The organism is Mesorhizobium sp. WSM4814 (assembly GCF_055811595.1).
Map to the genome: position 1 here is coordinate 191,572 of NZ_JBVVQT010000009.1, position 23,121 is coordinate 214,692.

The 23,121-nt window shown below is 63.8% G+C and carries 20 protein-coding genes and 1 pseudogene; 14 read left to right on the forward strand and 7 right to left on the reverse strand.

Annotated features, from left to right (window positions below; genetic code table 11):
* Positions 1-123: 123 nt before the first annotated feature.
* Positions 124-975, reverse strand: coding sequence for a helix-turn-helix transcriptional regulator (locus AC0L2V_RS16530; protein ID WP_473520606.1), 852 nt, complete (start codon positions 973-975; stop codon positions 124-126).
* A gap of 96 nt (positions 976-1,071) precedes the next feature.
* Here AC0L2V_RS16530 and AC0L2V_RS16535 point away from each other — a divergent pair, with 96 nt between their 5' ends.
* A complete protein-coding gene (locus AC0L2V_RS16535; protein WP_473520607.1) occupies positions 1,072-1,461 on the forward strand; it encodes a hypothetical protein in 390 nt (129 codons plus the stop codon).
* Between the two features lie 94 nt (positions 1,462-1,555).
* Positions 1,556-3,331, forward strand: a complete 1,776-nt coding sequence (locus AC0L2V_RS16540; protein WP_473520632.1) for a tetratricopeptide repeat protein — start codon at positions 1,556-1,558, stop codon at positions 3,329-3,331.
* Between the two features lie 67 nt (positions 3,332-3,398).
* On the opposite strand, the gene AC0L2V_RS16545 is transcribed toward AC0L2V_RS16540, so the two are convergent.
* On the reverse strand, positions 3,399-5,225 hold the full coding sequence (locus AC0L2V_RS16545; protein ID WP_473520608.1) for a patatin-like phospholipase family protein: 1,827 nt from the start codon (positions 5,223-5,225) through the stop codon (positions 3,399-3,401).
* A gap of 293 nt (positions 5,226-5,518) precedes the next feature.
* On the opposite strand from AC0L2V_RS16545, the gene AC0L2V_RS16550 reads away from it, so the two are divergent.
* Both AC0L2V_RS16550 and glyS read left to right on the forward strand, forming a co-directional pair.
* Positions 5,519-6,562 carry a glycine--tRNA ligase subunit alpha gene (locus AC0L2V_RS16550; RefSeq protein ID WP_473520609.1) on the forward strand — a complete coding sequence of 348 codons (1,044 nt, stop codon included), beginning with the start codon at positions 5,519-5,521 and terminating at the stop codon, positions 6,560-6,562.
* A 387-nt stretch (positions 6,563-6,949) separates the two neighbouring features.
* The gene (gene glyS / locus AC0L2V_RS16555) at positions 6,950-9,400 is read left to right on the forward strand and encodes a glycine--tRNA ligase subunit beta (protein WP_473520610.1); all 2,451 of its coding nucleotides are present in this window, start codon (positions 6,950-6,952) and stop codon (positions 9,398-9,400) included.
* Between the two features lie 34 nt (positions 9,401-9,434).
* Here the strand turns inward: glyS and AC0L2V_RS16560 are convergent, their stop codons facing one another.
* The gene (locus AC0L2V_RS16560) at positions 9,435-9,968 is read right to left on the reverse strand and encodes a hypothetical protein (RefSeq protein WP_473520611.1); all 534 of its coding nucleotides are present in this window, start codon (positions 9,966-9,968) and stop codon (positions 9,435-9,437) included.
* A gap of 83 nt (positions 9,969-10,051) precedes the next feature.
* On the opposite strand from AC0L2V_RS16560, the gene AC0L2V_RS16565 reads away from it, so the two are divergent.
* The 3 genes from AC0L2V_RS16565 (at position 10,052) to AC0L2V_RS16575 (ending at position 13,218) form a co-directional block, all read left to right on the forward strand.
* Positions 10,052-11,023 carry an L-threonylcarbamoyladenylate synthase gene (locus tag AC0L2V_RS16565; protein WP_473520612.1) on the forward strand — a complete coding sequence of 324 codons (972 nt, stop codon included), beginning with the start codon at positions 10,052-10,054 and terminating at the stop codon, positions 11,021-11,023.
* A gap of 10 nt (positions 11,024-11,033) precedes the next feature.
* Positions 11,034-12,464, forward strand: coding sequence for an FAD-binding oxidoreductase (locus AC0L2V_RS16570; RefSeq protein WP_473520613.1), 1,431 nt, complete (start codon positions 11,034-11,036; stop codon positions 12,462-12,464).
* A 184-nt stretch (positions 12,465-12,648) separates the two neighbouring features.
* Positions 12,649-13,218: a DUF6101 family protein gene (locus tag AC0L2V_RS16575; protein ID WP_023799370.1), complete on the forward strand. Its 570-nt coding sequence runs from the start codon at positions 12,649-12,651 to the stop codon at positions 13,216-13,218.
* 202 nt (positions 13,219-13,420) lie between these two features.
* Here the strand turns inward: AC0L2V_RS16575 and ubiA are convergent, their stop codons facing one another.
* On the reverse strand, positions 13,421-14,404 hold the full coding sequence (gene ubiA, locus AC0L2V_RS16580; RefSeq protein WP_473520633.1) for a 4-hydroxybenzoate octaprenyltransferase: 984 nt from the start codon (positions 14,402-14,404) through the stop codon (positions 13,421-13,423).
* 162 nt (positions 14,405-14,566) lie between these two features.
* Here ubiA and purD point away from each other — a divergent pair, with 162 nt between their 5' ends.
* Complete coding sequence (gene purD / locus AC0L2V_RS16585) at positions 14,567-15,844, forward strand: phosphoribosylamine--glycine ligase (protein ID WP_473520614.1); 1,278 nt, start codon at positions 14,567-14,569, stop codon at positions 15,842-15,844.
* A gap of 24 nt (positions 15,845-15,868) precedes the next feature.
* Here the strand turns inward: purD and AC0L2V_RS16590 are convergent, their stop codons facing one another.
* Both AC0L2V_RS16590 and AC0L2V_RS16595 read right to left on the reverse strand, forming a co-directional pair.
* A complete protein-coding gene (locus tag AC0L2V_RS16590) occupies positions 15,869-16,966 on the reverse strand; it encodes a glycoside hydrolase family 25 protein (RefSeq protein WP_473520615.1) in 1,098 nt (365 codons plus the stop codon).
* Between the two features lie 169 nt (positions 16,967-17,135).
* Entirely contained in the window at positions 17,136-17,366 is a 231-nt protein-coding gene (locus AC0L2V_RS16595) for a hypothetical protein (protein ID WP_473520616.1), read from the reverse strand.
* A gap of 209 nt (positions 17,367-17,575) precedes the next feature.
* On the opposite strand from AC0L2V_RS16595, the gene AC0L2V_RS16600 reads away from it, so the two are divergent.
* The 4 genes and pseudogenes from AC0L2V_RS16600 to AC0L2V_RS16615 all read left to right on the forward strand — a co-directional run.
* Complete coding sequence (locus AC0L2V_RS16600; RefSeq protein ID WP_473520617.1) at positions 17,576-19,345, forward strand: acyl-CoA dehydrogenase; 1,770 nt, start codon at positions 17,576-17,578, stop codon at positions 19,343-19,345.
* A 44-nt stretch (positions 19,346-19,389) separates the two neighbouring features.
* On the forward strand, positions 19,390-20,142 hold the full coding sequence (locus AC0L2V_RS16605) for a crotonase/enoyl-CoA hydratase family protein (protein WP_473520618.1): 753 nt from the start codon (positions 19,390-19,392) through the stop codon (positions 20,140-20,142).
* Positions 20,143-20,404: 262 nt separating this feature from the next.
* Positions 20,405-20,713, forward strand: coding sequence for a type II toxin-antitoxin system RelB/DinJ family antitoxin (locus tag AC0L2V_RS16610; protein ID WP_473520619.1), 309 nt, complete (start codon positions 20,405-20,407; stop codon positions 20,711-20,713).
* A 36-nt stretch (positions 20,714-20,749) separates the two neighbouring features.
* Positions 20,750-20,839: pseudogene (locus AC0L2V_RS16615) on the forward strand (type II toxin-antitoxin system mRNA interferase toxin, RelE/StbE family); the annotation flags it as partial.
* 24 nt (positions 20,840-20,863) lie between these two features.
* Here the strand turns inward: AC0L2V_RS16615 and pdxH are convergent.
* On the reverse strand, positions 20,864-21,481 hold the full coding sequence (gene pdxH / locus AC0L2V_RS16620) for a pyridoxamine 5'-phosphate oxidase (protein WP_473508722.1): 618 nt from the start codon (positions 21,479-21,481) through the stop codon (positions 20,864-20,866).
* A gap of 41 nt (positions 21,482-21,522) precedes the next feature.
* Between pdxH and AC0L2V_RS16625 the strand changes: the two genes are divergently transcribed.
* Positions 21,523-21,999, forward strand: coding sequence for an RT0821/Lpp0805 family surface protein (locus AC0L2V_RS16625; RefSeq protein ID WP_473508721.1), 477 nt, complete (start codon positions 21,523-21,525; stop codon positions 21,997-21,999).
* Positions 22,000-22,098: 99 nt separating this feature from the next.
* A complete protein-coding gene (locus AC0L2V_RS16630; protein WP_091596020.1) occupies positions 22,099-23,019 on the forward strand; it encodes a DnaJ C-terminal domain-containing protein in 921 nt (306 codons plus the stop codon).
* Positions 23,020-23,121: the final 102 nt, after the last annotated feature.

The window sequence follows — 23,121 nt, forward strand, 5'->3', positions numbered from 1 at the left end:
CCCGTGATTTTGGTCTTCCCCGATGAACCATTGCGGCGGTGAAATCATGCACGTTCCGCAGCAGCATGGTTAGCAGCAGGGCAGGGCTCCGTGACGGTCAGCGCGCCCGGCAAACTGTCGAGGTCATGAAAATGACCACGCGCTCTTCAGCAGCGCCACGAGCTCGCTCTGACGGCTGGTTTCGGTTTTTCGGAAGATTCGCTCGAGATAGGTGCGGGCCGATTTGACGGCGATGCCAATTTCCATGGCCGCCTCCTGCACCGAATGGCCGGAGGCCAGCTCGACGGCGAGCCGGGCTTCCGCCGGCGTCAGGTCGAACAGGCCTGAAAGCACATTGGGCGACGGAACAGTGGCGCCGGTACCGACCGTGGTTGCGACAACCAATACATCTGCACCCGAAAAAATATCGTGTGCGGCGCGGCGCAGCGGCAACAGCTGAATGACCAGCGCGGGCCGCCCTTTGATGGCCGCAACCGGGATGGACCGCACGACGCGGTTATCCCGGTTCTGCGCGATGGCCTGCTGGAAAAGCGCGTTTGCAGTTTGATCGGCAATCGCCATGCCGCCATGGGCTGTGGGAAGGAAGACGTCCGCCATGCCTTCGAAAAGCGGATTGGCCGTCAGCACACGGCCCGATCCACTCATGATTGCGGCCGGCAGCCCGATTTCCCGGAGAATGGATACGGCGGTCCTGGCCCGTTCCAGACCCAGGCGCCCGGCGACGAGGCCGGCCCGTGCGACGTGCGGACGCAGTCCGTTCAACAGATCGATTGCGGCCTGGTCATAACTCCCGTCCTTCAGCCAGCGCTGGAAGACAAAAAGGACAAGCTCGCCGCCAGGCATGGGGATGGCTGTGCATAGATGCGGCCCGATGCCAAACGCGGTGGCACTTTTGCGAACGGGATCGCGCTCGATCTCCTCGCAGGTGATGAAATTATCGACCCGCACAAAGCTTGCTGGCTGCGCGGCGCACATGCGCTTCACGCTCTCGGAAAACCGCCAAGTATCCCGCTTCATGAATTCGTCGAGCAAGGGCTGGAGATGCGTTTCGGTGATGGCGCGGACCGGCGAATGATCGCTGACTACAAAGATCGCGCCGTTTGCCGAGCGGGAGATCGCGCCAGCCGCCGCCAATACCTCCGGCCACAGCTCGGTCGCGAACGCCGCTTCGTAGATTCGGTCGACAATGGCGAAGGCCTGCTGGCCCTGCGGCATTTCCAGCATCGGCATCTTCCTGGGCGAAGCAACGGCATCCATCTGCACGGTTCCACGCATCATTCCGCTGCGGAAACTATCGACGCCCGCCGCTTACGGATCGCTTACGGCATCGCGGCGCCGATGCTGCAGCAGGACAGGCCGGCAGCGCGTCAGGCCGGCAAATCGCGGTCGACGGTCGCAATTTGGCGCCTTTCCGCGTTGTTTTTGATAGCATTACCCGATTGTGAATTCGGGCCGGGTTGAAGCCTCACCCCAAAAAGGCCATGCTTAACGTGGAAAAGATCGAGTCAACGGCGATCCCGCTGACGCGGGTATGGCTTCGACTGAAAGGGATATGATGCGGCAAGGATGTGCGCGCTGGCTGACAGGGCTGGCAATTGTGACGGGCATGGCGGTCTCCGGTCTGCCCGCCTATGCCAAAGAGACCACCGAGCCAGTCAATATCACGTCGTTCTCGGGGGCCTATCTTGCCGCGCGGGTCGCCGAAGGCGACAATGATCTCGACAGCGCCATCGCCTACTACAAGCAGGCGCTCGCCTTCGCTCCCGGTGACACCTCGTTGCAGCAAAGCCTGATGCTGTCGCTGATCGCGCAGGGGCGCTTCGAAGAATCCCTGGTCTATGCCGACAAGCTCAAGACGGTTCCCGACGTCGAGCGGTTCTCGCGCCTGGCGCTGGCCGTCGGCTCCTTTCACAAGAAGGACTTTTCCAAGGCCGAATATTGGCTCAAGCTTTCGCTCGAATCCGATCTCGACCGGCTGATCTCCGGCGTCATGACCGGCTGGGCCAAGCAGGGCGCCGGCGACCCCGGCGAGGCCATGGCCTCGATCGAAAAGCTGCAGGGCCCGGACTGGTTCGGCCTGTTCAAATCCTTCCATCGCGGGCTTATCGCCGATGCCTCGGGCCTGCCCGAAAAGGCGGATGCGATCTACGCCGCCACCTTGCAGGACACCGCGACCGGCGCCGCCGCGCCCGAAACCTGGATGCGCAACGCGCAGGCCTATGCCTCCTTCCTTGCCCGCAAGGGTGACAAGGACAAGGCGCTGTCCGTGCTCGATCAGGCCGAGGCATTTGCACCCGGCAAGGTCGAGATATCGGCGCTTCGCGACAGGATCACCAAGGGCGAGAAGATCGAACCCTTCGTTGCCGGCCCGTCCGACGGCGCCTCGGAAATTCTGCTCGATCTCGCCACCGCGCTCAATCGCGGCGGCGGTGAGCCGTTCGTCCGCCTCTATCTGCAATACGCCCTGGCACTGAGGCCCGACAGCGACGCGGCCCTCGTCCAACTCGCCGCCGTCTCCGAGCAGTTGAAGGACGGCGAGGGCGCCATCGCCTTCTATCGCCGCATCCCGGCCGGTTCGCCGCTGAAGACGCTGTCGGAACTGCAGCTCGGCCTCAACCTTGCAGATCTCGACCGCTATGACGAGGCCATCGCCCATCTGAAGGCCCTCGTCGAAGCGCGTCCCGACGACATGCGGGCTTATCAGGCGCTCGGTGGCGTCTATGCCTCGAAGGAGGATTTCCGCTCCGCGGCCGGTCTCTATGACAAGGCGGTGGCGATGCTGAAGGCCCCGGCCCGCGCCGATTGGAACATTTTCTACCAGCGCGGCATCGCCTATGAGCGACTGAAGGAGTGGCCGAAGGCCGAGCCGAATTTCCGCAAGGCGCTGGAATTGTTCCCCGACCAGCCGCAGGTTCTGAACTATCTTGGCTATTCCTGGGTGGACATGAACACCAACCTCGAGGAAGGCCTTCAGATGATCCAGAAGGCCGTCGAGCTCAGGCCGAGCGACGGCTACATCGTCGATTCGCTGGGCTGGGCCTATTTCCGCCTTGGCCGATTCGACGATGCGGTTCGCGAATTGGAACGTGCCGTTTCGTTGAAGCCGGAAGATCCGGTGCTCAACGATCATCTTGGCGATGCCTATTGGCGCGTCGGCCGCAAATTGGAAGCCACCTTCCAGTGGAACCAGGCTCGCGACCTCAAGCCGGATCCCGGCGTGCTCGCCGCCTTGCAGCAGAAACTGCTGAAGGGCCTGCCGCCGATCGAATCCAACACGGCGCAGGAAACCCCGAAGGTCAAGCCCGAACCGACGACTGCGCCAAAGGGCTGAATACTTCTGAATTCGATTATGCGGGGCTCGTCGCCGCTGTCGCTAAGGGTCTGGACTATAAGCCATGCTAATCGTGAGCGGTGCCGAGCACCGCTCGGAGCCCTGAGTCGTTCTGTTCCTCGATCCATCGGGTCGTACGGTCGTAGGCATCCGAAAACAACTCGGAATGCCGACTCCAATCCATGAAGCTGATCGTGTTGGAAACCTCCGGACAGATCAGGATGTCCTCTGCGCCGACGGCAATGTCCTGCGGCCGGTGTGCCAGCATGCTCGAGGCAATGACCTGAAGCATGCTGGGAACCCGAGGCAAGCGGGCACGACCGAAAGGGTTCAGCAAGGCCAATGCCAGTTCGGAAGCTCCGGGGATACGGTCATAGTCTATGTCGTATTTCTGCGGTGCACTCGACCCGAAGGTAACGATGACATTGGGTCCGGTCTTGAGCTCCTTCATCTGCTCCAGCGGCAAATTGTTCATGATAGCGCCGTCCACCAGCATATCGCCGTCATCCGTAAAGAACGGCGGCAGGACGCCCGGGATGGAGCCGGACGCCCGAACGGCGTGCCAGAGCTTTCCACGACGGTGGACATGGGGCTGACGGCTGCTCAGATTGGTCGAAAGCGCAAAGAACGGAAGCCAAAGATCCTCGATCAGAACGTCGCCGTATTCCAGCCGAAGGGCCCGATCAAACGATTTGTGATCCAGAAGCGCGAAATGCGGCAAGGTGGGACGGCGAAACGCCCGGCTCTTGATAAAAATGTTGTGGGTGCCTCGGTCGATCTGGTCGGCATCCAAGCCTCTTGCGAAGCCGGCCATCATCGCCGCTCCGGAACTTGTCCCGCCGAGATAGTCGAAGCAAGCGCCCGCCTCAACGAAAGCCTTGTAGACGCCTACATGAGCGCTGCCGAGGGACCCACCCCCTGCCGCCACGAAGCCCAGTGCCTTGCCCGAAATAAATCGGACCAGGCGCTGGAAATCAGACCCGTCGTCCAGCGCTACATGATGATGCTGATCAACATAGGGTCGCTCATCGAGCCATGCAGAGGTACCGGAGACCGCAGCCGAGCGATTATCGTGAATTAGGACAAGCCGACTGGTCGATGGCGGATGGACCGATAGCGTCAGTTCCTCAGACGGGTTCAGGCGAGGCGAGCAGGACGCGTTGGCCAGCAACAGGACGGTATCGGCCTGGCGAATGCAGACTTGGGTCCATTCATTAGGTTCCTCATCGGCAACATAGACGATGAATTGGGCTTCCGCCTCCAGTTCGTTCAACCAGTTAAGGATCGGCTGGTCGTCGATCGGAAGACCTGGGAACTTCGCTTGGATGTCAAGCCGGGAAACGAACCGAGCGCGCGTGGCCGCGCCGAACGCTTGCCGCAGGTGCTGGATGAACACCGGTGAGATGCGACTTCCGCCGGCTGCAATGATCGCAAGCGTTCGGATCTTGGCAGGTTCCTTGAGACGCGACGAACTCGGAGATTGGATGGCAAACCGGCGCGCCAGAAATACCGTGACCGCCTCCCTTAGGCTCGGCAATGTCTCGGCCGCCTTCTCGAAATGATTGCGACCGATTTCAAGGACGATCGAATCGCGCGCTGCAAGGACAGTGGCCATGCGGGGTAGTCCCGCGAAGAAACCGATTTCACCGATGAGTTCACCCTGCGCGATCTCGGCGACCGATCCAGTCGAATCTCCTTTGTGTACCGTAAAGCGTCCAGACAGCACGATGAAAAACCTGTCCGACGCATCGCCTTCGCGAACCAGGACCTCACCGCGTCTCAGGACCCGACGGTCGGATTCGGCAGCTAAAGCCTCGAGCGCCAGCAACGACGCCCGATCGAACATCAATGTTGCCGACAATAAACTCGCTGCAAGAGAATCGACGAAGGACATCTGAGCCATCCCTTGGGAATTCATGACTTTGTCTCCTCGAGGGTGCTGGACGCCCCGCCGGATGATACCACACATGAGAGCCGCCGACGGCTGAGGCGCGGGGCTGATCGCTGGGCGCTCTCATCTCTGGCTCCCAGGAAGGGCCACGATCAGGCCGCCACGTCCCTGCCGTTTCGCCGTATGTCACGCGTTAACTCACCCGATTGCCTTGGCTGCGGCCGGCCCTTGCCTTGACGCTTGCCGGTGGGCGCACTAGGGAGGGCCGCATCCCCGTCTTTCCCGTCGAGGCCGCCGTGACAGTTGATATCCCAGCCCATATGCATCCCAGCCGCTCGTTCCAGGGGCTGATCCTGACTTTGCATAATTACTGGGCGGATTATGGCTGCGTCGTTCTCCAGCCCTATGACATGGAAGTCGGCGCCGGCACGTTCCACCCGGCGACGACGCTGCGCGCGCTCGGGCCAAAGCGCTGGAACGCGGCCTATGTGCAGCCTTCGCGCCGGCCCAAGGACGGGCGCTACGGCGAGAACCCGAACCGGCTGCAGCACTATTACCAGTATCAGGTGATCCTGAAGCCGAACCCGCCCAATCTGCAGGAACTTTATCTCGGCTCGCTGGCGGCCATCGGCGTCGATCCGCTTCTGCATGACATCCGCTTCGTCGAGGACGACTGGGAAAGCCCGACGCTCGGCGCCTGGGGGCTGGGCTGGGAGTGCTGGTGCGACGGCATGGAAGTGTCGCAGTTCACCTATTTCCAGCAGGTCTGCGGCATCGAATGCGCGCCGGTGGCGGGCGAGCTCACCTACGGGCTGGAGCGGCTGGCCATGTATGTGCAGGGCGTCGACAATGTCTACGACCTCAACTTCAACGGCCGCGACGGCGCCGACAAGGTGACCTATGGCGAGGTCTTCCTGCAGGCCGAGCAGGAATATTCGCGGCACAATTTCGAATTCGCCAATACCGCGATGCTGCTTCGGCATTTCGAAGACGCCGAAGCCGAGTGCAAGGCGCTGCTCGATGCCGGCGCGCCCCTCTCCCCCCTCGAGGGGGAGACGCCCGCGGAGCGGGCAGAGGGGGTCGCCTCAGAAGGCACCGCAAGCAAGGTCCCAGCGACTCCTCCCGCGTCTGGCCACCCCCTCAAGGGGGAGGGGAACCACCGTCTGGTATTTCCCGCCTACGACCAGTGCATCAAGGCCAGCCACGTCTTCAACCTGCTCGACGCGCGCGGCGTGATTTCGGTCACCGAGCGGCAGAGCTACATTTTGCGGGTGCGCAATCTGGCGAAAGCCTGCGGCGAGGCGTTTTTGCTGACGCAGGCGGGCGGGCTGGCGGCTTAGCTCCAGAGGCTGTTTGCGATTTCGACCGAAGCGCTGATTGGCAATACGCCTTGGCCGCTGGAGCCAGCCATTGTCCGCAGCGCTTGTCTAACGCCAGGCATCGTGAACGTGCCATGAGCCTGCGCCGCAAAACAGGCGCTGAGCGCGAGGATCTGCAGGAATGTCGATGCCGTCTTCATAGTCGTTCAGCCAATAGTTCTCTGCCTGAGCGTTGGTCGCTTCAGCGCTGCGTTCGGTTCATGGAGATCTTTGACCCAAGGACGGACGACCCCGCTTCGACCCGACAGACAGCGGAATATTTTGGCAGACGTCCGTGGATGCGCCGATTGCATGGGGCCAGCCGAGTTGCTATGCCGCCTGGACCATTTCGCCGCGTGAGCACAATTTATGCCCGACCTGCTTTTAGAACTCCGTTCGGAAGAGATCCCCGCGCGCATGCAGCGCAAGGCGGCGGGCGACCTGAAGAAGATGATGACGGACGGTTTGGTCGAGGCCGGACTGACCTATGAGGCGGCGCGCGAATATTGGACGCCACGCCGGCTGGCGCTCGACATTCGCGGCGTGACCGCGCGCTCGAAGGACATAAGCGAGGAGATCAAGGGACCCTCGACCAAGGCGCCCGAACAGGCGGTCCAGGGTTTTCTGCGCAAGGCCGGTCTTTCCTCGATCGCCCAGGCGCATGTCCACGCCGATCCGAAGAAGGGCGACTTCTATGTCGCCCATATCTCGAAGCCGGGCCGGGCGGCCGAGACGATAATCGGCGAACTGGTGCCGGGCATCATCCGCGACTTTCCATGGCCGAAATCGATGCGCTGGGGGCCGGCCTCGGCGAAACCGGGATCGTTGCGCTGGGTGCGGCCGCTGCAGTCCATCCTCTGCACCTTCGGCCCGGAGACCGAGGAGCCGGTGGTCGTCGATTTCGAGATCGACGGCATCCGCTCGGGCAACATCACCTACGGCCATCGTTTTCATGCGCCGGGCGCCATCGGCGTGCGCCGTTTTGACGACTATGCCGCCAAGCTGGAGGCGGCGAAGGTTGTGCTCGACGCCGACCGGCGCAATCAGATCATCCTTGCCGACGCCAGGAATCTCGCTTTCGCCAACGGGCTCAACCTTGTCGAGGACGAGGGGCTGCTTGAGGAAGTGTCAGGCCTGGTCGAATGGCCGGTCGTGCTGATGGGCGAATTCGAGCAGGACTTTCTCGCCATTCCGGCCGAGGTGATCCGGCTGACGATCCGCGCCAACCAGAAGTGTTTTGTGACGCGGCCGCAGGGCGCCGGCGAGGAGCTTTCCAACCGCTTCGTCCTGACCGCCAACATCGAGGCCAGCGACGGCGGCAAGGAGATCGCCCACGGCAACGGCAAGGTGGTACGCGCCCGCCTTTCCGACGCGCTCTATTTCTGGAAGACCGACCAGGGCGATTTGCCCGACCTCGACCAGTTGCAGGCATCGGCGGAAAAGTTCGGGCTCGATCTCAAGAAGCCGCTCGACCAGCGCATGGCCCGCCTCGACCATCTCGGCGTCACCTTCCACGCCAAGCTCGGCACGCAGGGTGAGCGGGTGGAGCGGATCAAGAGGCTGGCCGAAGAACTGGCGCCGCTCGTAGCGAGCGCAATCTCCCCCCTTGAGGGGGAGATGGCCGGCAGGCCAGAGGGGGTCGTTGCGCGTGAAGCGCCGGCATTCTCTGTCCATAATAGGGCGTCGCGCCAGGACGCGCCGACCCCCTCTGTCGCCTTCGGCGACATCTCCCCCTCGAGGGGGGAGATTACCGCGCTGGCACGTCGTGCTGCCGTCCTGGCCAAGGCCGACCTCACCACCGAGGTAGTCGGCGAGTTCCCGGAATTGCAGGGCGCCATGGGCCGCAAATATGCGCTGCTGCAGGGCGAGCATCCCTCGGTCGCCGCCGCCGTCGAGGAGCACTATAAGCCGCAGGGCCCGTCCGACCGCGTGCCGACCGATCCCGTATCGGTGGCCGTAGCGCTCGCCGACAAGCTCGACATGCTGGTCGGCTTTTGGGCGATTGACGAAAAGCCGACCGGGTCGAAAGACCCCTATGCGTTGAGGAGGGCGGCGCTGGGAGTGATCAGGATTTTGGTCGAGAACCGTGTCCGGCTTGCGCTGACATCTCTCTTCGACCGCGCTTACCAGATGGCGAACTATCTTGCGTCCGGACGGCCCTTTAGCGCCGACCTCCTGTCCTTCTTCCACGACCGCCTAAAGGTCTATCTCCGCGACCAGGGCGCGCGGCATGATTTGATAGATGCTGTGTTGGCCGGTGGCGCTGCCCCCTCATCCGGCCCTTCGGGCCACCTTCTCCCCGCTGGGGAGAAGAGGCTGGCACCGGCGTTGGCGACCTCTTCTCCCCTCGGGGAGAAGGTGGCCGCAGAGCGGCCGGATGAGGGGGCTTCGCGGTCCAACGACGATCTCCTGCAAATCGTCCGCCGTGTCAAAGCCCTTGGCACCTTCCTCGACACCGAGGACGGCAAGAACCTGCTTGCCGGCACCAAGCGCGCGGCCAACATCCTGGCGGCCGAGGAGAAGAAGAAAACGACGATCGCCGAACATGTTGAGCCGGCTCTATTCCGGGAAGATGCCGAGAAATCGCTGTTTGCCGCGGTGAACCAGGCCGAGAAGGAAGCCGGCCAAGCGATTCACAACGAAGACTTTTCCGCCGCCATGCTGGCGCTTAGCGCGTTGCGTGAACCGGTTGATTCATTCTTCGAACGTGTTCTTGTGAATGATGAGGACCAGGCCGTGCGCGCCAACCGCCTGGCGTTGCTGGCGCGCATCCGGGCAGCGACCGACCAGGTCGCGGATTTCTCGAAGATCGCCGGCTGAGGCTTGGCAGTTCAGGCGAGCGTCCCGCGAACTTCTATCTGGCCTGGTCGATCTCGGGGATGGGCGTTGGTTGCGGCGCTGCGGGCTCAGGCGGGCTGTTCGTCGCCGTTGTTTTTTTGTCGGATTTTGTGGCTGCCCCGGGCGCTGCGGCAGCAGTTGCCGCAGCAGGTGCGGGGCTGGGCGCCGGCTTTGTGAAGGCGTCACCGACGATGCCGCCGCGAATGATCATCGGGCTTTGCGTGAAATCATGCTTGGGCGCGGGCTGGCTCGGGATCGCAGAAACTTTTTCATAGGTGACATCGGGCACTGGTTCGCCGAGCGCCACGATCGATGGCGTCGAGGAGTTGCCAGCCACCTTCGCCGGTTCAGGCGCACCGAGGCTGATGACGGACGGCGTCGAGGATGGTGCACCAGGAACAACGAAGGACGAAGCCTGTGCTGTGCCCGCCGCCAGAGTGAGGCCAAGCGCCCCCAAAATACGCACCCAGACCATGATAGTTCCCCTTGCCCAACAAGCCGGCACCATAGCGTCCGGAAATTGATGCGGGCTTGCCAGGAAGGCCAGCATTTTAGCGATTGGCAATTCGCTTCCGCCGGACTTGCCCCGTGAACGTCGCCGTATTACGCACCCACATCTGTGAGGTGATGAGAGTGGCTGAGATACTTGCCGGCGGCGAGGCGATGGAGCGGGCGCTGGCGCTGCTCGAAGGCGGCGATGTCGTCGCCATTCCGACCGAAACCGTCTACGGGCTGGCCGCCGACGCCACCAATGGCGTTGGCGTGGCGCGCATCTTCGAGGTGAAGGGCCGGCCGCGCTTCAATCCGCTGATTGCCCATGTCGCCGATCTGGCGATGGCTGAGCGCATCGCGCTGTTCGATCCCGTGTCGAAAAGGCTGGCGCAGACATTCTGGCCGGGACCGCTGACGCTGGTGCTGCCGCAGCGGCCCGGCAACGGCATTCATCCGCTGGTCACCGCCGGGCTCGATACGGTCGCGCTGCGCATGCCGAAAGGCTTTGGCGGCCAACTGATCGCCAGGCTCGGACGCCCGCTTGCAGCGCCCAGCGCCAATTCCTCAGGCAGGATCAGCGCAACGACGGTCGAGGCCGTGGCCGCCGATCTCGGTCCAAAAATCAAGCTGGTGGTCGATGGCGGCGCGACGTCGGTCGGGGTCGAATCGACAATCGTGAAGATAGAGGGCGGAAAGCTGCGGCTGCTGCGGCCGGGCGGCATTGCCGCCGAAGAGATCGAAGCGGCCGCTGGCATGAAGCTGCGGCGCGGCGCGGCGGGCATCGAGGCGCCGGGCATGCTCGCCTCGCATTACGCGCCGGGTGCTGCGGTGCGGGTCAACGCCGCAAAAGTCGCAAAGGGCGAAGCCTTGCTGGCGTTCGGCCCCCGCCGTGCCGAAGGCTGGCAAGGCGCCGCCGCCTTGCGCAACCTGTCCGCAACCGGCGACCTGCGCGAGGCCGCGGCCAACCTCTTTGCCCATATGCAGGATCTCGATCGCAGCGGCGCCAAGACAATCGCCGTCGAGCCGATCCCCTCCGACGGGCTGGGCGAGGCGATCAACGACCGGCTTTCGCGCGCCGCCGCCCCTCGTGACAAGATCGATGGAGCACCATAGTTTCCCATCCATGAACGACATCTCAAGGGATATCGACCCCGCCATCATCGACCGCTTTGCGGCAATCGTCGGCGACAAATATGCGCTTCGCGACCAGCAGGATATCGCGCCTTACCTCACGGAGAGGCGCGGCCTGTGGCATGGCCGGACGGCGCTGGTGCTGAGGCCCGGCAGCGTCGACGAGGTCAGCCGCATCATGCAGCTGGCAACCGAGACGGGAACGCCGGTCGTGCCGCAAAGCGGCAACACCGGGCTGGTCGGCGCGCAGGTGCCGGACACGTCCGGCCGCCAGATCGTGCTGTCGCTGTCGCGGCTGAACCGCATCCGCGAGATCGACGTCCTGTCCAACACGGTCACCGTCGAGGCCGGAGTCATCCTGCAGACGCTGCAGGAAGCGGCCGATGCCGCCGACCGGCTGTTTCCGCTGTCGCTTGCCGCGCAAGGCTCCTGCCAGATCGGCGGCAATCTCTCTTCCAATGCCGGCGGCACCGGCGTTCTCGCCTATGGCAATGCGCGTGAGCTGTGCCTCGGCGTCGAGGTGGTGCTGCCGACCGGCGAGGTGTTCGACGATCTGCGCAAGCTGAAGAAGGACAACACCGGTTACGATCTAAAAAACCTGTTCATCGGTGCGGAAGGCACGCTCGGCGTCATCACCGCCGCCGTGCTCAAGCTTTTCCCAAAGCCCAAGGGGCGCGAGGTGGCCTTTGCCGGCCTGTCGTCACCTGAGGCGGCACTGTCCCTGTTCAGCCTGGCGATGGATCGCGCCGGTGCCGCACTCACTGCTTTCGAGCTGATCGGCCAGAGGCCCTACGATTTTACGCTGCTGCACGCGCCAGGCGTCGTGCGGCCGCTGTCCGGCGATTGGCCATGGTATGTGCTGATGCAGATCTCTTCGGGTCGCTCGGCTGAGGATGCGAGGGCCCTCATCGAGGAGGTGCTCTCAGCCGGCCTCGAGCAGGAGATCGTCGGCGATGCGGTGATTGCGGCGAGCATCGCGCAGGGCGATGCCTTCTGGAGTTTCCGCGAGCTGCTGCCCGAGGCGCAGAAGCCCGAAGGCGCCTCGATCAAGCACGACATCTCCGTGCCGGTGGCGGCCATCCCGCAATTCATCGAAAAGGCAGCCGGCGCCGTTCAATCGGTCAGCCCCGGTGCGCGCGAGGTGTGTTTCGGCCACATGGGCGACGGCAATCTCCACTACAACATCTCCCGGCCGATCGGCGGCGATGACGAAGCGTTTCTCGGGCTCTATCATGCCATGAACAAGGCCGTGCACGATGTCGTGCGCAGCCTTCACGGCTCGATCTCGGCCGAGCACGGCATTGGCCAGCTGAAGCGGGATGAATTGATCGCGACGGCGCCGCCGATGGCGATCGAGCTGATGCGCAGGGTGAAGACGGCCTTCGACCCGGCCGGGATCATGAATCCCGGTAAGGTTATCTGATCCTTTCGCCGACTTGTGAATGGTTGCATTCCGATAACCATCGCCTCGAGATCAGCAAAATTTAACCGACTTTCTTAAGCGCTGCGATAAGAAGCCCGCGCTAATGTTTCCCCACAACGAGGCTGGAAAAACCGGCCCGGAGAACCGGAAGACCGGCTCTCAGGAGAGACAGGAAAGGCACGATATGAACACTGGACTGAAGCCAGTCTGGGCTGGGCGCAATATGCGCCTCGACCCACTCCGCCTGCCGCAGGTGGTGAGCTACGCGACGCGCGACGACTATGGCGACGTTACCTTCACCATCGACCATCGTGGCGCCGTCATTCGCCGCGTGCTGGAGATGAGCGGCCTGCCGGCGTTCATCGCTCTGCCCGCCAATGCGTTTCGTGGCGTGGCAGCCCGCGCAATGGAGGACCCGGACGGCAATGTCACGGTGACGCTGGAGCTTCTGCACAATGATCCGATGCTTTCGGTGCCGCTGCTGGTGGCCGACGATCTCGAGGATGTCGCCGCCGACTGGCGCGCCTGGGCCGATGCCTACCGTCTGCCGATGCTTCTGATCGAATCCGACGGCATCGCCCGCACCCTGGAGGAATCGCTTGGCGTCGCCATCAAGACATTACCCGCGCAGGACCGTCGCAGGGGTCGGCTTTCGACCATGCGTCGTCCGCGCTTCCTCGCCCGCCGCAGGGCCGGCGCCCTCGGCCTCAGGCTGGTGATCGGCGGCCAGGAAATTATTTCGCGCGACGAATAGAGCGAGCGCTTTCCCTTCTCCCCTTGCGGGAGAAGGTGGCCACCCACGGGTCTTGCCTCCGGCAAGCCCGAGGACAGGCTCCGCGGCCGAATGAGGGGTGTTCCAGCTTGGGACCAACTGCACTCCGTCCAACACACGCTCAACCGTCTCGGCGCTACGCGCCGATCCACCTTCTCCCACAAGGGGAGAAGGAAAAAAGCCGCTACACCAGCGGCTTCAGCGCCACCCACAACGCACCGCCGATCAGGCCGAGGAAGACCAGCCAGCCGACCTGGTTGTTCGACCTGAACAGAAGCATGCACTGGTCGGGATCGTCGATGTCGAGCACGGTGATCTGCCGCGCCATATGGGCGCCGGCCGCGACCAGCCCGGCCAGCGCCGGCACCGGCGCCTGCGCCGCCGCGAAGGCGACGGCGAAGCAGACCAGCGCTCCACCATAAAACCCGACGAGCCAGGTCTTGGTGTTGTCGCCGAACAGGCGTGCGGTCGAGCGCACGCCGACGATGGCGTCGTCTTCCTTGTCCTGATGCGCATAGATCGTGTCGTAGCCGATCACCCACAGGATCGACCCGATATAGAGCATGACGGCCGGGCCATCGAGATCGCCGAACTCGACCGCCCATCCCATCAGCGCACCCCAGGAAAAGGCAAGGCCGAGAACCAGTTGCGGCCAATTGGTAAATCGCTTCATGAACGGGTAGATGGCGACGACGGCGAGCGAGCAGATGCCGAGCAGGACGGCAAAGCTGTTGAACTGCAGAAGCACGGCGAGTCCAATCAGTGCCTGGATCACGAGAAACGCCCAAGCCTGCCGGCGCGTGATCTTTCCCGCCGGCAGCGGCCGCGAGCGCGTGCGTTCCACCTGGTTGTCGATGTCCTGGTCGACCAGATCGTTGTAGGTGCAGCCGGCGCCGCGCATGGCGACGGCGCCGATCAGGAACAGCACGAGATACCATGGCGCCGGCAGCAGCGAGAGCAGGGGATCAGTAGGGCGTGGATAGGCACTCGCGGCAAGGGCTGCCGACCACCAGCACGGCCACAGCAGCAACTGCCAGCCGATCGGCCGGTCCCACCGGGCAAGCTGCGCATGGGGCCACAGCCAGCGTGGCAGAATGCGGTAGACCCAGTGGCCGCTCGGCGCATCGGCGACGCGGCCCTGGGCTGCTTTCGACTGGATGGGTTCCATCGTGCTGAAGTGGCAGCAGCGGCGAACGCCGTCAAGCGTCAAGCGGGCCGAACCATTCCCCGTTCCCGTGTGGAATTGCGCTCAAAGTCTTCCAAATGTCTTGACCCATCGTACGGGGCGCAATAGCGCAGTCCTGATCGTGGAATGGCAAGGGACCTGGGCATGCGCGTATTGTTGATCGGCTCCGGCGGCCGCGAACATGCTTTGGCCTGGAAGATCGCGGCCTCGCCGCTGCTGACCAAGCTCTACGCGGCGCCCGGCAACCCCGGCATCGGCCGCGAAGCCGAACTGGTGACGCTCGACATTGCCGATCATGCGGCAGTGGCCCGGTTCTGCACGGAGAAAAAGATCGACCTCGTCGTGGTCGGGCCGGAAGGGCCGCTGGTCGCCGGCATTGCCGACGACCTCCGCGCTGAAAACATTCGCGTCTTCGGCCCGTCCAGGGCGGCGGCGCGGCTGGAAGGTTCTAAGGGTTTCACCAAGGATCTCTGTGCGAAATACGACATCCCGACCGCCGCCTATGGCCGCTTCGGCGATCTGGCGTCGGCCAGGGCCCATGTCGAAAAGATGGGCGCGCCGATCGTCATCAAGGCCGACGGCCTCGCCGCCGGCAAGGGCGTTACCGTCGCCATGAATTTGGCCGAGGCGCTGGCAGCGCTCGATGCCTGTTTCGACGGGTCCTTCGGACAGGCCGGCGCGGAGGTGGTGGTCGAGGAGTTTCTCACCGGCGAGGAGGCGAGCTTCTTTTGCCTGTGCGACGGCGTCACCGCGCTGCCGTTCGGCACCGCGCAGGACCACAAGCGCCTCGGTGACGGCGACGTCGGTCCGAACACCGGCGGCATGGGGGCCTATTCGCCGGCCCCGGTGATGACCCCGGAGATGACCGACCGCACCATGCGCGAGATCATCGAGCCGACCATGCGCGGCATGGCCGAGCTTGGCGCGCCGTTTTCCGGCGTGCTGTTTGCCGGGCTGATGATATCAGGCGATGGGCCGAAGCTGATCGAATACAACACCCGTTTCGGCGATCCGGAATGCCAGGTGCTGATGATGCGGCTGAAGGACGATCTCCTGGTCCTGCTCAACGCTGCCGCCGACGGCCAGCTTGCACATACCTCAGTGCGCTGGCGCAACGAGGCGGCGCTCACCGTGGTGATGGCGGCAAGGGGTTACCCCGGCACCCCGGAAAAGGGCTCGGTCATCCGCGGCGTCGAACAGGCCGCGGGCGAAGGCGTCGAGATCTTTCATGCCGGCACCGCCATCGACAGCGGCGCGCTGGTCGCCAATGGCGGCCGTGTGCTCGCTGTCACGGCGACCGGCGGCACGGTCGGCGAGGCGCAGCGACGTGCCTACGCCGTGCTCGACCGGATCGATTGGCCGCAAGGTTTTTGCCGCCGCGACATCGGCTGGCAGGCCGTGGCCCGCGAGCAGGCGCGCTGACGTACAAGATTAGCGGGGGCAAGATTAGCGGGGGCGACGATCCAACTCGGTCGACGCAGTGCTGACCGGATCGGTGGGCGCGGCTTCAACGGCCGATGCGGAGGGTTTTTCCTTTCGCAGCCACCCCAGATAGTCGGCGATCCGGCGCGGAAGACGCAGCGCTGTCCCTACGGCAGGCATTTGCAAGCTGCCGCGGAACTTGGACCAGCCCGCGCTGAACATGGCGACCATTTCGGTGAAGCTCGGCGGCGGCGCCACGGTCGCATAGGTAAGGGTGACATTGCCGGCAAGGCCGGCCGCCCGCGAGAGAGGCAGCGGTATCGAGGCGAGGTAATCCGGCTGCGCGTCGATCAGGCCGCCGAACGGCCATTGCGCGCGCAGGGCGGCGGCATCCATCGGTGCGACATTGACATCGATGTCGTTCGGCGTGCCAGCCACCCGATAGGGGCAGCGGAACCGGCCGCAATTGGCTTTTGCCGAAAACTGCCAGAGTGCGTAGCCTTGCCAGTTGCCCATCGGAAAATGCACGCCGATGTCGGGCTTGTAGCGCGCATACCAGAGCGGCAGCCGCGACAGCAGCCGGTATTTGTACTTGTTGTCGGCGATGTGCTTGGCGGTCTTGCCGTTGGTGTAGAGCACCGGAAAACGGCCAATCCGCCGATGCACATGGCGCACGAACTCCTCTGCATCCTCGAGCGACATCCATTTCGTCGGGTCGTCATCCTCGATGTCGAGGGCGAGCAGGTCGTCCGGACCAGGTTTCGCGAAATTGATGAAATTATTGGCCTGTCCCACGGGGTTGCCCGGGCGGGCGAGATGGTAAGCACCCCATTTCAGGCCGAGCGCCTTGGCCACCACCTTGCGCGTCTGGAACAGTTCCTGTGCCACCGCATGGCGCTTCCACAGCGCCTTGCAGAGCCGCGTCGCGGTCTCGTCGCCGAAACAGAAATACGCTGGTGGCATCCCGTCGGACGCCTTGTTGATGAAGCCGACGATGCGCTTGTCGGTGGCAAGCTCGGTCCAGTCGATGGGATTGTATTCGTAGGCGTCGATCACCAGCGCCCGGTCGGCATTCTTCCAGGGCGCGGAGAAGTCCGAGGCTTGTGCCGGCGCCAACGCCATTGCCGTCGCGACGGCGAGGAGTCCTGGGCGGCGAAGAGGGTGCGCCGGCGGCTTCAAACAGCAGATCCTTGCTGGCCAAAGCCTGATCCTGAACCGCCATGGTTAAGGAAATGCTTTCGGCGGCCAGCGGCGGCCGCCGCAATCGTGCCGGGGATGGCTTTGCTGGTCATCAACGCAGGGCGAGCGGGTGGAACGGGTCGGGCGCCGGCGCTTGCGGCAGCGTTCCCTCAGCCTGGCGCTTGCGGTGATGGGCCAGCGAGCATTGCGGCGAACACAGGATGCCGCGATCCGACCAATAGGCGGCGCCGTCCTCGATCTTCCCCCGATGGTGCCAAAAACCTGCCGCTCGATAGCGCAGGCCGCATTCGGTGCAGCGATAGGCGTCAGGTCTGGCGAGCACGGGCGGTCCCCTACGGTATTCTTGATCGGTCGCCGGTCGACTTGTCCGGCTTTTTGCCGATTTTAGCGTGAACAATTCCAATTGCAAAATCTGCGTGACAAAATTTGACGTTTACGTAAAAAGAACATGGAGAGGCGACCCAAAAGCGGATGGTCTTGTGTCGGCACGGATCTTAAGTTGGCTTGCCGGACAGAGGAGGAGCGAGCGGCATGTACCGGGCACCAGTCGAGGAAATCGCCTTCACGCTGAAGCATGTGGCTGGCTTGAAGCCGGCGCTTGACGCCGGCACCTTTGGCGACCTTGGCGAAGACCTCGTCGACGCCATTCTGGCGGAAGCCGGCCGCTTTGCCAGCGAAGAGGTCGCGCCGCTCTACAAGATCGGCGATGAACAAGGCGCGGTGCTGAGCGGCGCTGCCGTCACCATGCCGCCCGGCTGGAGGGAACTTTATCACCGCTGGATCGACGGCGGCTGGAACGCGCTGTCAGCGCCGGAGGAATTCGGCGGCCAGGCGCTGCCGACCATGCTGGGCGTCGCCGCGCTCGAAATGTGGAACTCCGCCGCCATGGCCTTCGGCATCGGCCCGACGCTGACCATGGGGGCGGTCGAAGCGCTCGACAAGCATGCCTCACCGGCGCTGAAGGCCAAATACCTGGAAAAGCTCGTCTCAGGCGAATGGATGGGCACGATGAACCTGACCGAGCCGCAGGCCGGCTCGGATCTGAATGCCTTGCGCACCCGCGCCGAGCCGGCCGGCAACGGCACCTACCGCATCTTCGGCCAGAAGATTTTCATCACCTATGGCGAGCACGATCTTACCGACAACATCATCCATCTGGTGCTGGCGCGGCTGCCCGACGCGCCGGCCGGCACGCGCGGCCTTTCGCTGTTCCTGGTGCCGAAATTCCTTGTCGGCGACGACGGCGCGCCTGGCGCACGCAACGACGTCTTCTGCTCCGGGCTGGAGCACAAATTGGGCATCCACGCCTCGCCGACCTGCACCATGATCTATGGTGACGGTTTCGAAGGGACCGCCCCCGGCGCGATCGGCTGGCTGATCGGCGAGGAAAACAAGGGCCTCGCCTGCATGTTCACCATGATGAACAATGCGCGGCTCGCCGTCGGCATGCAGGGTGTTGCGGTCGCCGAAACGGCCACGCAGAAGGCGCTCGCCTACGCCAATGACCGCCGGCAAGGCAAGGCCGCGAGCTATGATGGCAGCGGCATGGCGCCGATCGTCCATCACCCCGACGTGCAGCGCAATCTTCTGACCATGAAGGCGCTGACCCAGATTGCGCGCGCCATCAGCTATTGCTGCGCGCACGCCATTGACCACGCGCGCGTATCCGTCGGCGATGAAGCCATCCATTGGCAGGAGCGCGCCAATCTGCTGACGCCGCTGGCCAAGGCCTTTTCCACCGATGTAGGCGTCGAGGTCGCCTCGCTCGGGCTGCAGGTTCATGGCGGCATGGGATACATCGAGGAGACCGGTGCGGCAGCACTTTATCGCGACGCGCGCATCGCGCCGATCTACGAAGGCACCAACGGCATCCAGGCGATAGACCTGGTGGCGCGCAAGCTGCCGCTTGGCGGCGGCGAGCATGTGCATGGCTACATCGCCGAACTGAAAGCCGTCGCCAATCAAGCGCGGACCTCGAACCTTCAAGGTTTTGGCCGCACCGCCGATGGCCTCGACCAGGCGCTCGACGATCTCAGCCAGGCGACGCGCTTCCTGCAAGGGCTGCTCGCCGACGGCCGCTCGGACGCGGCGCTGGCCGGCGCGACGCCGTATCTGCGGCTGATCTCGCTGGCGGCGGGCGGCGCCTATCTGGCGCGCGGCGCGCTTGCCGACCCAAGCCGCATCGCCGTTTGCCGTTTTTACGCCGAAAACCTGCTTGGCGAGGCGGGCGCGCTGAAGGAGCGTGTCATCGGCGGCGCCGAGAGCCTTGCCGCTGCCGGCCAGACGCTGATTTCTGCCTGACAGCCACCAGGTCGACGTTTCACGACGTTCACAAAGGATCACCCGTGACAGACCACATCCTCGTCGAGCGCCAGGGCGCCATCCAGATCATCCGCATCAACCGTCCGGACAAGAAGAACGCCTTGACGCGGGCCATGTATGCAACAATGTCCAAAGCCCTTGCCGAGGGCGACGCCGATCCGGCGATCCGCGTCCATGTCTTCCTCGGTGTTCCAGGCGCCTTCTCGTCGGGCAATGACCTTGCCGATTTCATGGTCGTCGCCACCGGCGGCGAGGGCGGCACCGAAGTCTGGGATTTCCTGATGGCGCTGGCCAGGACGGAAAAGCCGATGATCTCCGGCGTCGACGGCATTGCGGTCGGCATCGGCACAACGCTCAACCTGCACTGCGACCTGACCTTCGCCACGCCGCGCACACTATTCCGCACGCCCTTCGTCGATCTCGGCCTGGTCCCCGAGGCGGGGTCGAGCCTGCTTGCGCCGCAGATTCTGGGCCGGCAAGGCGCCTTCGCGCTGCTTGGCCTCGGCGAAGGCTTTTCGGCCGAGCGGGCGAAAGCCGCCGGACTGATCTACGCAGTGGTCGAGGAGAACGAACTCGAAGCCGCCGTGCTTGCCGCTGCCGGGCAGGTTGCTGCCAAGCCGCCGCAGGCACTGAAGATCGCGCGCGACCTGATGCGCGGCTCGCGTGAAGACCTCGTTGACCGCATCAGCCAGGAAAGCGAGCATTTTCGCGCGCGGCTCAAATCCGACGAGGCCCGCGCCGCCTTGATGGCGTTCATGACCAGGAAGAAGGGATAGCTGGGCTATTAGTTCCCACCACGTCTTCGTCATCCCAGGGTCTGCGCCGCGTCGCTTCGCTCCTTGCTTTGCCCTGGGATGACGAAGGGAGGGATGTTTCAGCCAATCCTAGAGGTTTGCGATTTGCCACTGAAATTGGCTGAGAGGAATTGTCGACGGTCGCTGCCGATCGGCCCAACCTGTCAAAACCACTGTGCAGAGGAACTAGACGCGCCGACCAAGAGCCTGGCACATGTCATGCAAATGCATTACATTGTCTGCCATGGTATCGACCGCACTGGTCCAGACCCGAATCGACGCTGAGGTGAAGGAACGCGCCACGGCGGTTCTGGAAAACATGGGGCTCACGGTTTCCGATGCCGTCCGCATCTTGTTGACGCGCACCGCCAATGAGGGCGCCTTGCCGCTCGAACTCGTCAGCAACAGTGACGCCCACGATGCCTGGTTCCGGGCGAAAGTTCTGCAGGCGCTCGAGGATACCCGGCCGGACGTTGAAGACGCTGACGCCGAATCCCATTTTGCTGGACGGCGGGCGGCAGCGCTTCGCAAGGCCGAGGCAGGTGAGTCTTGAGGCTAGGCACGGCTTGCGCTCTGCGATCGTGACGACATCTTCACGTATATCGAAGCCGAAAATCGCAAGGCCGCCGTTCACGTCGATCAGCAGATCGTCTCGCGAGGATTGCCCAGGCTCCTTGATGAAGTCGCTTAAGGGACCAGCCGCTCAGGGATAAAGCCTTGTCTTGTCCCAGCCGCCCTCAGGGTTGCGCGAGAAGACAATGCGATCGTGCAGCCGGAAAGGCCGGTCGTGCCAGAACTCGATCGTCTGCGGCACGATGCGAAAACCCGACCAGTGTTTGGGTCGTGGGATCTCGCCGATCGCATGGCGCGCCGTGTATTCGGCAACGGCTTTTTCCAGTGCGAAGCGGCTCTCCAGCGGCCGCGACTGTTTCGACGCCCATGCCCCGATGCGGCTGCCGCGCGGACGTGTCGCGTAATACGCGTCCGCTTCCGCCTCGGTAACGATCTCCACCGGCCCCCGTGCACGCACCTGCCGGCGCAGCGATTTCCAGTGAAAGCACATCGCCGCCTTCATGCTGCCAAGAATCTCGCGGCCTTTGGCGCTCTCGAAATTCGTGTAGAACACAAATCCGCTTTCATCGAACCCCTTGAGCAGCACCATCCGCACATTCGGCATGCCCTCGGCATCGACGGTCGCCAGCGCCACGCTGTTGGGATCGTTGATCTCGCTCTTCGTCGCATCGTCGAGCCATGCGGCAAACAGGCGGAATGGCTCGGCAGCCTCGGCAAAGTCACCGCTTGTTAACTCAGTTTCGCTCATAGTTTTTCCAAATTCTATTGCCGGCCGGGGGAGATTGCCGATTGTCGCGCATCGCGCAACTTTTTGACAGCAGGCAATGGCGCCTTATTGCTTCGGCCAATGCGCAAGGTGCGGTCAAGGCGGCCGCGATCGTGCTGGTCGCCTTGCCGCTTGCCGCCTGCGGTGCCGGCGGCTTCAGTTTGGAGCAGGCGGAGGTCGACCGTACGATCCTGACCAGCAGCACGCCTGCCTCTGCCATGCCGATCGACCAGGATCGCGCCTCGGACCAGGCGACGATCCGCAACGCGGTGTCTTCAGCCGATATCCAGGAACTTGGCGGGCAGGCCGTTCCCTGGGCGAATTCCGATACCGGTTCGCGCGGCTCGATCACCGAACTGGCGGAGTCCAGGGACAACGGTCAGCTTTGCCGCCGCTTCACCGCCTCACGCGAAAGCTTCGACGGCGTCGCCCTGTTCAAGGGCGAGGTGTGCCTGGCCGGCGCCGGCGCCTGGCGGATGCAGGACTTCAAAGCGCTCTGATTTTCCGCCATCATATGACCGTAAGCTACTGGAATTTCTTCCTATGCGAGCGCATATAGATGGCAATCATGGACTCACTCCTTCTCCAGGGCAGGAAGCATGCGCGACCCCTATGAGGTGCTGGGCGTTGCCAAGAACGCATCGGCCAAGGATATAAAATCGGCATACCGCAAACTTGCCAAGGAGTATCATCCGGACCAGAATCCGGATCCCAGGGCGAAGGAGCGGTTTGCCGCGGCCAACCAGGCCTACGAGATCGTCGGCGACGAGAAGAACCGTGCGGCTTTCGATCGTGGCGAAATCGACGCCGAGGGCAAGCCGCGCTTTCAAGGCTTCGAGGGCGCCGCCGGCGGCGCCGATCCGTTCGCCGGTTTTCGCCGGCAGCAAGGGCCGGGCGGCTCGCGTTTCGAGTTTCGCTCAGGCCGTCCGAGCGGCGATCCGTTCGACGGCAGCAGCGACATCTTCAGCCAGATTTTCGGCGAGACCTTCTCGCGCGGCGCCGGCATGGGTGCCGGCCGGCAGGCGCCGACCGGCGCCGACCTGAACGTGACGCTCGACATCACCATCGAAGAAGCGGCGACTGCCGAGAAGGTAACGGCGATGTTCCCCGACGGGCGCAAGGTCGCAGTCAAGCTGCCAGCCTATGTCGAAGACGGCCAGACCATCCGGCTGAAAGGCCAGGGCGAGCAAGGGCCGGGGCAACCGGGCGATGCGCTGGTCAAGATCCGCTTCCGGCGGCATCCGCGCTACCGTGTCGAAGGCCGCGACCTCCACGCCGACCTGCCGATTGCGCTGGCGGATGCCGTGCTCGGTGCCAAGGTGGCGGTCGAAACGCCGACCGGCAAGGTTGCAGTCAATGTCCCCGCCTGGTCGAGCTCGGACAAGGTTCTGCGGCTGAAGGGCAGGGGCCTGCCGGAAAAAGTCGGCGGTCACGGCGATCTCTACGCGCATGTGCGGCTGATGCTGCCTGAGGGTGGCGACAGCGATCTCGAAGCGTTGATGCGCAACCGCAAACGTTAGCTTGGCGCGTCAAAGCCGCGCTGCGCCGCAAACGCTCCTGTCTCTCACCTGTCCGTCTTGTTCGACTGCAGGGCTCAGCCGCATTCCGCGACATCGCTCGAT